Genomic DNA, 12,017 nt, shown 5'->3' on the forward strand with positions numbered 1-12,017 from the left:
TTTTGGAAAATGCTTCCCCCATCCCACCAAGTGGCAGGATCGATTAAGGCGTTCGCATTAGAGTATGGTTGCGGCCATTTTCCGGCGTAGGTAAGCAATTTGCTGCATGTGCGGCAAATCTTTGGGGCAATTATCTTGGCAGCCAAGCAATGTCATACAGCCAAATACGCCGTCTTGATTACCGATAACATGGTAAAAATCATCCGCAGTACGAGCGTCTCTGCTATCCATTTCGAAGCGAGCAATTTTCATCATGCCAACCGCACCGACAAAGGTTTCACGCATTTGTTTGGTAGCGCAGGCAGATACACAAACCCCGCATTCAACACAGCGTTCTAGCTCATAAATACGTGCAGCTTCTTCGGGGGCCATTGGGTTTTCGAGGCGATGCATGTCGTGATCATCGGCTTTAGGATGCAGCCATAGTTTTAATCGTTCGGCTAATTCGCGCATAAACTTACCCGTATTAACGGATAAATCACCAATCAGTTCAAAGCCAGGTAATGGCATTAAAGTGATTTCACCATCGGGATAATTTGCCGTTAGCGTGCGACAGGCAAGGGTTGGGAAACCATTGATCACCATGGCGCAACTGCCACAAATACCCGCGCGGCAAACAAAGTCGAATTGCAATGAGGGATCTTGTTGTTCACGCAGTTGATTGAGTGCAATAAACACTGTCATACCGGGTGTTTCTGTCAACTGATAACGCTCCATCTTCGGCTTGTCTTGGCCATCTTGTGGATCGTAACGGAAGATATTAAAGCTGATTTGACGGCTCATAATGGTTTGTTTCCTACCGGTTGAGATGGCATGGTTTTTAAAGTATCAGTGAGACGCTCGTTACGAGGTTGCAGATGGCTTGGCAACTCAAATGGCATCAATGCGTGCTGAAGCGTGTGTCTATCAGGGTTGTCGCCTAAGCTTGCGATTACTTCATTGATCTGTTGCACGCGCTTTTCTGTGTCTGGGTGAGGGATGGTGTTATCGTTACCATAGCCTCGGTATCCCGGTGGTAATTCCATTTTCATTACATCGAGTGCTTCGTAACGCAGCACAGGCTCTAGTGACTCGGCGTCTGGCCAAGTTGCTAGTGTGCGGTTTAGCCAATCTTTATCGTTGCGTTGTGGGTAATCTTCCCGTGAATGGGCGCCGCGACTTTCTGTCCGAGCAGCAGCGCCGCAGGCAACAGTTAAGGCGACTCTTAACATACGAGTGACGCGCAGTGCTTCAACTAACTCAGGGTTTGAGTGGCGTTTTTTACATTTAAGCCCCAGATTTTTTGAGCGAAGAAGTAGGTCTTTTAATTCTTTAATGGCTTTGTCTAACTCTGTGCCATTTCGGAAAATACCAACGTAGTTCATCATGATCCGTTGCATTTCTTTTTTCAGTTCAAAGGGGTTTTCGGTACCATTGCCATCAACGAGGTTATCGATTTCACTTTGTAACTTAGCGATGCATCGCTCGGTGAGTGCAGTATCGATTTCTAGGCTGTTTTGCTCACAAAAATCAGCGACATATTTACCAATAATCATGCCGCCAACTACTGTTTCAGCGACCGAGTTACCACCTAGGCGATTAAAGCCGTGCATGTCCCAACAGGCAGCTTCGCCGACACTGAACAATCCTTTGAGCTGTGGACTTTCGCCAGTGGCATTAGTGCGTACGCCGCCCATAGAATAATGCTGGGTCGGTCTTACTGGGATCCAATCTTTACAGGGGTCGATACCCAGAAAATACTCACAAATCTCTTTTACTTCGCGCAAGTTGGTTTCGATATGTTCGCGGCCTAACAGGGTGATATCTAGCCATAGATGCGGGCCGTAAGGGCTGTCAACGCCTTTACCTTTTCGCATGTGTTCTGTCATACGGCGCGAGACCACGTCACGGGAGGCGAGTTCTTTTTTCTCTGGTTCGTAATCTGGCATAAAGCGGTGGCCGTCTTTATCCCGCAAAATACCGCCATCACCACGACACCCTTCAGTGGTTAAAATCCCCGCTGGCACGATGGCGGTAGGGTGAAACTGCACCGCTTCCATATTGCCTAAAGTGGCAACGCCTGTGTCGAGCGCTAATGCTTGGCCTATGCCTTCGCAGATAGTGGCGTTGGTGGATATTTCATAGATTTTGCCGTAACCACCGGTGGCGATTGTGGTGGATTTAGCCACATAAGCACGTAGCTCGCCGGTGATTAAGCAGCGTGCGATTACGCCATGGCAACGCTTACCGTCATGGATTAGCGACAGCGCTTCAATACGCTCGTGTACTGGAATACCCATTGATATGGCTTGGTTATCTACCGCATACAGTAAAGAGTGACCTGTGCCATCGGCGGTATAACAGGTACGCCATTTCTTGGTGCCGCCAAAGTCACGGGCATTAATTAGGCCGTGAGCTTCTTCAGCTTCATTGAGAGTGACTTTTTGCGCGTTCATGATGACTTCACGCGGGCCGGCAGAAATCCGCGACCAAGGCACGCCCCAGTTGGTGAGTTCGCGAATTGCTTTAGGCGCGCAGTGGGTAAACATGCGCGCTACATCTTGGTCGCAGCCCCAGTCGGAGCCTTTTACTGTGTCTTGGAAATGCACATCTTCGTTGTCGCCCATGCCTTTGACTGTGTTACCAAGGCTGGCTTGCATACCGCCTTGTGCTGCGGCGGAATGTGAACGTTTTGCGGGAATTAACGATAGCACTAAGGTATCGAGTCCGCGTTCTTTGGTGGCAATGGCGACTCTCAGGCCCGCGAGTCCGGCGCCAATCACTAATGAGTCTGTATAAATAAGTTTCAAATGAGCTCCTTATCTAATTATCTAGATAACATTCATAGATTTATCATTGCGCTCCTCGGCATAAATGCGCTGCAACTATGTCTCGAGGAGGATCCGTATATTGTTTGTGTTGCTCTACAGGCTAGATGCGCCGATAGCGCTAGCTTGTTTGTTGTTATTAATTGGGAATAAACGGTTGCACCGGCAATACTAATTCCATACCAATATTGATATAGGTCACTAGGCTTAATGTGCCTAAACATAATAAATAGACGATCAATACATGGGCGATGGTGCGGATAAGTGGGCGGTTACTGCTCACACCCCATTTTAAGATCACTCGATATAAGCCAACGATGCCGTGGAATAAAACGATTGGTAGAAACACCACGTATAAGAGCCAAGCGTTATCGTGGTAAACCCGTTCAGCCGAAAGGTGAGGGCCAATCTCTGGGTTTAAAATCATGGTTGCAAGGTGGGCTGACACTAAGAAAAAGAGTAAAAAACCGGTAATCATCTGCCAGAACCATAATTGGGTATCTTTATGTTTGATACTCGACATGAAGCCACGCATTGCACGCCATTGGCCCAGTTGTGTGGGAAAGCGGCGTAATGCGGTGGCAGCATGTACCGCAACAATCACGAGCATAATCACTGAAATGATCTTGGTTACAATCGGGAAACCATGATCAGTCGAACTAAACATGCTGCCTTCTAAGAATTGCACCATGTGAAAGAAGGTTTCTTTCCCTAATAAAATGCTCGCCTCAAAATGCATATGAAATAAGAGGAAAACACCCAATATAAGCCCAGTTATACTTTGTAAGCAGTCTGCTTTAGCCGACCAAGCTTGCCCATACGGCCCACCATTAATGGCGGTAGGAACACGCGTTTTCGCTGACATTAATTCACTCCTTACTAGATTTGTCATAGTGTGGATACCCCTGCACTACTTCAAAACTACTCCTTGAAATACAGATTAAAAGAAGAGGGCTAAGCCATTTGTTAGCATCACCCTCGATAACTTTTGGCAATATGGCGCTATAACATCATGCCGCCAAATAGGAACGCTAATGCCACACTGGTAGCAATTGTCACGACGCCTGGAATGAGGAAAGGATGGTTAAACACCGCCTTACCAATTCGAGTTGAGCCGGTATCATCCATCTCAACAGCGGCGAGTAAGGTGGGATAAGTCGGCAGTACGAACAAAGCACTTACCGCGGCAAAAGAGGCCACTGCAGTTAAAGGACTCACGCCAATCGCTAGCGCCGCAGGCATCAATGCTTTGGTGGTCGCGCCCTGTGAATAGAGCAACATAGAAGCAAAGAACAAGGTTACCGATAATAACCAAGGCTGACTTTGCAGTAAGTTACCTGCAAGGTCTTTGATTTCATTAATATGATTAGAAACAAAAGTATCACCCAGCCAAGCCACACCTAATACACAAACACAGGCAGACATGCCGGATTTAAAGGTGCCTGCATTGGATATTTCACTTGCGTCGAGTTTACAAAAAATAGTGATAGCCGCAGCAGCTGTCAGCATCAACACCATAATGGCGGCATCGCGTGGCAGAACAGGGTTAACAATTAATCCTACTTTGTCTGAAATTGCAGTGGCATAAACCATCACAGCCGCAATCGCCATAAGGAAAATCATTACTGAACGTTTAGCACCGGGTTTAATATCAATCTGGGTTTTACCGCGTGTTTTAACTAAGCCTTTAGCTAAACGATCTTGATAGATTGGATCGTCCGCAAGCTCTTTGCCCATTAAGTTAGCGATGACAGCACCAACCATACAAGCAAGAAAAGTGGATGGAATACATACGGCTAACAGCACTAAGTAATCGACACCAAAGGGATCTAAGATGCCAGAGAAAAACACTACTGCTGCTGAAATAGGTGAGGCAGTAATGGCGACCTGTGAGGCGACTACGGCGATAGATAAAGGACGAGAAGGACGAATACCTTGCTCTTTTGCGACTTCGGCAATAACAGGTAAGGTGGAGAATGCGGTGTGGCCAGTACCCGCAAAGAGTGTCATAAAGTAAGTCACAACGGGGGCCAAAAAGGTGATTTGTTTTGGATGTTTACGTAATAATTTTTCTGCCAGTGACACTAAGTAATCCATCCCCCCCGACACTTGCATGGCTGCAATGGCGGTGATTACTGACATAATAATGAGGATCACATCAATGGGGATATTGCCCGGTTTGAGCCCTAGCCCTGCGGTCAGTATCAGTACCCCGACACCACCCGCAAAGCCGACACCCATGCTACCCATCCTAGCACCTAGATAAATCGCTCCGAGAACAATTGCTATCTCTAATATAATCATAGTGTTAACTCTTTTTTGTTTTTAATTTCCATAGCCTAGTTCAGTGTCAATTGTGCATAGGCTTATTGTTGAATTATTGAGTTGGGCTGGGGAGTGTTCCCCAGCCACACCTAGTTACACTTTGGTTTTGCTGATATTTTTCTTTGGCTGATATTTAGGATGCATCAGATTTTCAACAGAGAGGATGTCATCCAGTTCTTCAACTGTTAATAATCCGCGTTCGAGTACCACTTCACGGACGTTTTTACCCGTTTGAGCACAAATCTTGCCGATGATGTCACCTTCATGGTGGCCGATGTACGGGTTAAGGTAAGTCACGATACCGATAGAGTTGAGTACGTGATTCATACAGATTTCTGGGTTAGCTGTAATACCTTCAACGCATTTTTCACGCAGGGAGATACAGGCATTACCCATTAAACTGAGTGACTCAAACATCGCTTGGCCAATCACAGGCTCCATCACGTTTAGCTGTAACTGACCCGCTTCAGCGGCCATAGTAATGGTGATATCGTTACCGACAATCTTGAAGGCAACCTGATTCACTACCTCTGGGATCACAGGGTTAACCTTGGCAGGCATGATGGATGAACCCGCTTGCAGTTCAGGAAGATTAATTTCTTTAAGGCCCGTGCGTGGACCTGATGACAGTAGGCGTAGGTCATTACAAATTTTGGACATTTTAATCGCCATACGCTTAATCGCACTGTGTAACATAACGTAGGCACCGCAATCTGACGTGGCCTCGATTAAATCTTCTGCTGGTACATAAGCACGGCCAGTAATTTCTGCCAGACGTTTAATGGCAAGTAAGGAGTAACCCTCTGGTGTATTAAGACCCGTACCAATGGCAGTGGCACCTAAATTCACTTCTAACAATAATTCTTGGCAACGCGTGATAGATTTAATTTCTTCTCGCAACGTAACTGCAAAGGCATGAAACTCTTGGCCTAATGTCATAGGTACAGCATCTTGTAGCTGGGTACGGCCCATCTTTAAGATAGTTTTAAACTCTGTGGCTTTAGTTTCGAAGGCTGCGATAAGGTCAGTTAATGCATCCAGTAGGATGTCGGTGCTGTTGATGACCGCAATACGGAAACCTGTTGGATAGGCGTCGTTGGTCGATTGACACTTGTTGACGTGATCATTGGGGTTGATGATATCGTAACGGCCTTTTTCTAGGCCCATGATCTCCAGTGCAACGTTGGCTAATACCTCATTGGTATTCATATTGACTGAAGTGCCAGCTCCACCTTGATAGACATCGACCGGAAATTGATCAACAAATCGGCCTGTTGTCAGTATTAGATCGCACGCTTCAATAATTTTGTCAGCAATTTCAGGACTTATTGCGCCTAATTCGCTATTAGCCATGGCTGCCGCTTTTTTAGTTAGCATCATGCCACGAACTAATTCAGGTACATCGGAAATTTTTTGATTACTCAGCTTAAAGTTTTCGATGGCACGCAATGTGTGTATGCCGTAATAAAATTCATTGGAAACTTCTTTAGTGCCCAATAGATCTTCTTCGATCCGTACGCTATTAGTATCTTTCATTTCGATCCTATCCAATCCAGTTAATAGTAAGATATATCTTCGAGTATTAATTTTTAGCTGTGTATATCAGTACGCTTAACACATTAAAAATAAAACCGAAAACATGAAGGAGAATCGTCTCCTTGACTATCGATACAAATCTTAACTCGTTAAACAAATAATAATTAGGATGATGATCACTTAACTCATTGAAATAGGTTATTTGTTTTGTTTGTTAGAGAGGCATCTCAATTCGATGATCTAGTGTGAGCTATTACTTTTTGATGCTAATTAGATAAATAATTGTTATTTGGTTAACAAATTTAAAAGGTGTATATATTAAAGCGAATTACACTCTAAATTAATCATATTGAATTTAAGGTTGGTAGCCTGGTATCTGTTTAGGTTTTTTTAAAATTTATTGTTTTTTTTAATAATAACATGACGTTCTATTTAATATTGATGTTGATTTTTTTGTTGTATTATTATTTAACTTTAGTGAGAGTTATCACTGTGAGACTTAAATAATGGTGCACACTATGGCTGGGTTTACTATTAATAAAAGGATATAAGCATGAATGTTTCGATGCGTAAGATTTTACTCTCCATCAGCTTAGGGTTATTTCTCTCCTCTGCGGCGCAGGCACTGCCACAGGTACGTATTATTGCCACGGGAGGTACTATTGCGGGGGTAGGCCAATCGGCGACAGGCTCTAATTATCAGGCAGGAGAAGTGGGTGTTAATAGTTTGATTGTGGCTGTACCTGAAATAAAGCAACTCGCGGATATTCAAGGTGAGCAACTGGTTAAAATCGGTTCGCAGGACATGAATGATAAGGTGTGGCTTGCGCTTGCTAAGCGGATCAATATTTTACTGGCTGACAAAGATGTTGATGGCATAGTCATTACCCACGGCACCGATACTTTAGAAGAAACCGCTTATTTTTTAAATCTAACCGTAAAGAGTGACAAGCCCGTGGTACTGGTTGGCGCAATGCGTCCATCAACGGCGATGAGTGCCGATGGTCCGATGAATTTGTATAATGCCGTTGCGACTGCTGCTAACCTCGAATCGAAAGGTCGAGGTGTATTAGTGGTGATGAACGATATGGTGCTTAACGCTCGCGACGTCACTAAGACCAATACCACAGGAGTACACACCTTTGCTGCGCCTAACTTTGGTCCGCTTGGCGTTATCCATAACAGCAAGATTGAATACATGGGCAAAACTGAGCGCCAACATACAACTCAAACGCCTTTTGATGTTAGTAAACTTGATAAATTACCACAGGTTGGCATCGTTTATAACTATGCTAACGCCAGTGATTTACCTGCCAAAGCCATGGTTGAAGCAGGTTTTGACGGTATTGTCAGTGCGGGTGTGGGTAACGGAAATATGTACCAATCAATATTTGATACGTTAGCAACGGCGAGTCAAAAAGGTGTGTTAGTAGTGCGTTCTAGCCGAGTACCCACAGGAGCTACCACGCTGGATGCTGAGATAGATGATGCTAAATATGGTTTTGTGGCATCGGGTAATCTTAATCCGCAAAAATCTCGAATTTTACTGATGTTGTCTTTAACGCAAAGCAAAGATCCACAGCAGATCCAACGTTGGTTTCAGCAGTTTTAGTATTTCAGCTGAGTACTAATACTCAATGAGATTGATGTTTCTAGATAAGCCAGCGGCAACAACCGACTGGCTTTTTTATCGTCCGTACTTGAAAGGGATGTTGTCCTGCAAAGTTGCTATTGATTTACACATACTAAGCTGACGTTTAAATCTGCAATCACAATCTAACTTTATACATAAAAGATCTTACTCTACATCGATATGTCGATTTTAGGCCTTGTGAGATAGAAGGAGACAAGGTTTATCAAAGTTATACAAGAAAAATATAATAGAAAATGGTACCTAAAAATATCAGCTAGATTTGGCTTTTTAGAGTTTAGCAATTTAAGAACATGTAGTTTGCAGTGGCTATGCTTAATGTTTTGGAGAATAAACGTTAATTTACACAGTAAAGTTATGGATAGATATTATGAGCCTAAAAGCGGGGTCGTTATTCTATGCACTCGTATTATAGTGATCTTACTCTTAAAGAAGGTGTTATAAACTTACATCACCACACTATGTGTAAGCTATTGATTTTAATTTAATTATTTCTGATTTGATTATGGTTCTGTTTTTGGCTAATCGGTGGTGCGCATTTGTTGGTTTATAGGGTCTTCACCTACAAAAAAGTTAGCTTATTATTGGGTATTACTATTCAGCGATTATTCACTTTCAGTACAGCATAAGGTATTGGTTTTGTGACATAAAGCTATTTTAAGTTTATATTGCCGCTTTATTTTATTTGAAACTTGGGTATGTATTTCCTAGGTTTCTTATTTGATTTTGGGGGGGAAGTGCGAATTTTAATGAATAATTTCAAGGTGATTAGTTTGATGCGTCAGTGGTTACTGCTGGCATTATTAAGTGTGGCGTTGCCGCTACAGGCGAGCGAAGAGCCGCTGTGGATGGGGACGGCTGACTTGCCAATGAGCGGGCGAATCCATACCGGTGAACTTGCCAATGGCATGCGCTATTTATTAGTGAGCAATAAGACGCCAGAGCAGGCTGTCATAGTACGTATGCGGGTGGACGTAGGCTCAGTGGTGGAGTCGGATACCGAGCAGGGGTTAGTGCATTTTCTTGAACACATGGCCTTTAATGGCTCGACGGGTTTGGCTGCGGGGGAGATGATCCCGACATTGCAGCGTCTTGGTCTGAGTTTTGGCGCCGATACCAATGCTGTGACTGAGTTTCAGCAGACGGTTTATCAATTCAACTTGCCAAGTAATAGCCAAGATAAAGTCGATACCGCTTTGTTTTTAATGCGCGAAATTGGCAGTAATTTATTACTCGACCCGGCGCTTATCGAGCGTGAAAAAGCGGTGGTATTGGCTGAACTGCGTGAGCGTAGCGGTGCGGATCTGGAGAATTACCGCAATCAATTACAGTTTTTAATGCCAGATACACTGTTGTCAAAGCGCTTACCTGTGGGTGAGGCGAACAGCATCAAGAATGCTACTCGCGAGACGCTGCTGTCTTTATACCAAGGTTTTTACACGCCCTCACGCACCACCTTAATTGTGGTGGGTGATATCGAGGTAGCCGCAGTTGAACAAAAGATAAAACAACAGTTTGTCAGTTGGCAGGCCGCGCCTTTGGCGGCGAAGGTTAAGCCGCAAGCGCTAGGCACTGTCGCAGAGCGTCAACGCGTCGATGCGGCGGCATTTTTCGATCCTAGCCTATCGACCTCGGTTTCACTCGGTATGCTCAAACCTATGGCATACCCTGCCGACAGCCCTGCCGTGCGAGAGCAGGAAATACTGCTCGAACTCGCCCACGGCATCTTGTATCGCAGAATGGAGTCGCAGCGACTGCACAGCCAAGGTTTATCTGGCGTTAGCCTGCAGGTTGGGGATCAATTTGATATCGCCTATGGCACTCAAATGGGCTTAGGTACGCAGGAGAATAACTGGCAAGAGGGCATAGCAATATTGGAGCAAACCCTGCGCCAAGCACAAGAGTTTGGTTTTAGTCAGCAGGAAATTGACCAACAAATCAAACGTATGCACAAAGAGTATCAGCTCAGCGCAGCGGGTAGCACTACTATCCACAGTGTGAATATTGCCGAGGGGTTAGTGTATTCGGTCGCGGAAAATCGCGTGCCTGTAGAGCCTGAGTGGCTGCTGGCATTTTTTGAGAAAATACTGCCGACAGTGACGCCGCAAAAGCTAAAGCAAGTGTTTAATCAGACATGGAATGCTACGCCGTATCTGTATCTGACGAGCAATAAGCCCATCGAAAATGTTGAAAAACAGCTTATCGCTAGCTATGAGAAAAGCCGCAAACAAGCCGTGAGTGCGCCAGCATCTAAGGTTATTGACGAGTTTGCATACACTCAATTTGGCGAACAAGGCAAGTTAATCACCGATAGTCGCGATGCCGAAACGGGCATTCGCCAGCTACAGTTTACCAATGGCGTACGCCTTAATCTTAAGCCTACTGACTTTAATAAAGGCACTACTTTGGTCAGCCTCAACATAGGCTTTGGTGAAGTGCCATTCCCTGAGTTAGATGGCTTATCTTATCTGTTTAACAGTGCGTTTGTGCAGGGTGGACTCAAGGCCCATGATTATGAAAGCCTGCAGGAGATTTTTGCTGGGCAAGATATTTCCATTAACCTAGGCCTGCGTGAGCAGAGTTTTGGCGGTGAGATCAGTACCAATGCTGCAGAACTGCGCACGCAGCTCGGTTTAATGACGGCCTTTTTGATTGAACCCGGCATGAATAAGCAGGCTGAGCAATTGTTCCGCGAGCAAGTGATTGCCGAGCAGCAAAGTCTCCATAGCAACCCGCAAACTGAGTTTTCTAATCAGTTTGACCGTATCTCCCACAGTGGTGATAAACGTTATGGTTATGGTGAACCGGAAGAAATTTTAAAACGTCAGTTTGCAGAGCTGGCGCCGAGTTTCCATTCAGCCGTAGAGCAAGGGGCAATTGAAATCGCCATAGTGGGTGATTTCGACGAAGCCAGCGCCATCGCCGCTGTGGCAGAAACCCTCGGGGCAATCAAACGCAGCCCCACTGAACATGGTCAATCGTTAGTGCCTATGTTCCCGAAAGTGCCTGCTAAGATGACGTTAACACACTATGGTCATCCAGATTCAGCAGTGCTTGCCATGGTGTGGCCAACAACGGATATGACTCACCTAAGCCAACACGCTGGACTGGGATTGTTGGAGCAAGTGCTCAGCATCCTATTAACGGAGAACGTGAGAGAAAAAGCGGGCGCGAGTTATTCGCCATCGGCCTTTTCTTACAATGATCTCAATGCCAGCGGTTACGGTTATCTCGGTCTATTTAGCGCGACGACTCAAGCCATGTTGCCAACGGTTTCCGAGTATTTCACCGCTGCAGTTAACCAAGTGAAGCAGCCGCAGGGGATTAGCGAGGACTTACTTAACCGAGCTCGCCAACCAGTGCTTGAATGGATGCAAGCCGCGCCGCAGAGCAATGGTTTCTGGTTAGATTTGGCATCAAATGCCCAGAGTTATCCCGGACGCTTTGCAGCTTTCAAACAAAGACAAGCGTTGGCGCAGAAGATGACACCGGTAGAGCTCAGTAAACTGGCGCAGCAATATCTGCAAAACGAAAACAGTTTAACGATTCGAGTTCTTCCAGCCCCTTATCAGTAAATATTGGGTTTATAGAATAGTAGATTGATAATAGAGTGCTTTATCCCCTGTGGTAGTAAACTACGGGGGATATGTTGTATTGCTTGTGCCCTTCTTTGCCGATTACGTTAATAGTGCGCTTAG

Annotated in this window: 7 protein-coding genes; 2 read left to right on the plus strand and 5 right to left on the minus strand. The window is 45.2% G+C overall.

Going from position 1 to position 12,017, the window contains the following annotated elements; genetic code table 11:
* Nucleotides 1-57: 57 nt before the first annotated feature.
* The 5 genes from C9I43_RS00945 to aspA form a co-directional block, all read right to left on the minus strand.
* Entirely contained in the window at nucleotides 58-783 is a 726-nt protein-coding gene (locus C9I43_RS00945) for a fumarate reductase iron-sulfur subunit (RefSeq protein ID WP_076499102.1), read from the minus strand.
* Nucleotides 780-2,789, minus strand: coding sequence for a fumarate reductase flavoprotein subunit (locus tag C9I43_RS00950; protein WP_107881528.1), 2,010 nt, complete (start codon nucleotides 2,787-2,789; stop codon nucleotides 780-782). The genes C9I43_RS00945 and C9I43_RS00950 overlap by 4 nt, the downstream gene beginning before the upstream one ends.
* 157 nt (nucleotides 2,790-2,946) lie before the next feature.
* Nucleotides 2,947-3,672, minus strand: coding sequence for a fumarate reductase cytochrome b subunit (locus C9I43_RS00955; RefSeq protein WP_107881530.1), 726 nt, complete (start codon nucleotides 3,670-3,672; stop codon nucleotides 2,947-2,949).
* A 137-nt stretch (nucleotides 3,673-3,809) separates the two neighbouring features.
* The gene (locus tag C9I43_RS00960) at nucleotides 3,810-5,111 is read right to left on the minus strand and encodes an anaerobic C4-dicarboxylate transporter (protein WP_076499093.1); all 1,302 of its coding nucleotides are present in this window, start codon (nucleotides 5,109-5,111) and stop codon (nucleotides 3,810-3,812) included.
* A 114-nt stretch (nucleotides 5,112-5,225) separates the two neighbouring features.
* A complete protein-coding gene (gene aspA, locus C9I43_RS00965; RefSeq protein ID WP_076499090.1) occupies nucleotides 5,226-6,668 on the minus strand; it encodes an aspartate ammonia-lyase in 1,443 nt (480 codons plus the stop codon).
* Between the two features lie 553 nt (nucleotides 6,669-7,221).
* Between aspA and ansB the strand changes: the two genes are divergently transcribed.
* Nucleotides 7,222-8,280: an L-asparaginase 2 gene (ansB, locus tag C9I43_RS00970; protein ID WP_107881532.1), complete on the plus strand. Its 1,059-nt coding sequence runs from the start codon at nucleotides 7,222-7,224 to the stop codon at nucleotides 8,278-8,280.
* Nucleotides 8,281-9,095: 815 nt separating this feature from the next.
* Nucleotides 9,096-11,894 carry a M16 family metallopeptidase gene (locus C9I43_RS00975; RefSeq protein ID WP_107881535.1) on the plus strand — a complete coding sequence of 933 codons (2,799 nt, stop codon included), beginning with the start codon at nucleotides 9,096-9,098 and terminating at the stop codon, nucleotides 11,892-11,894.
* The last annotated feature ends 123 nt before the right edge of the window (nucleotides 11,895-12,017 follow it).

The organism is Shewanella morhuae (assembly GCF_003028295.1).
In the GTDB taxonomy this organism is placed as follows: Bacteria; Pseudomonadota; Gammaproteobacteria; order Enterobacterales; family Shewanellaceae; genus Shewanella; species Shewanella morhuae.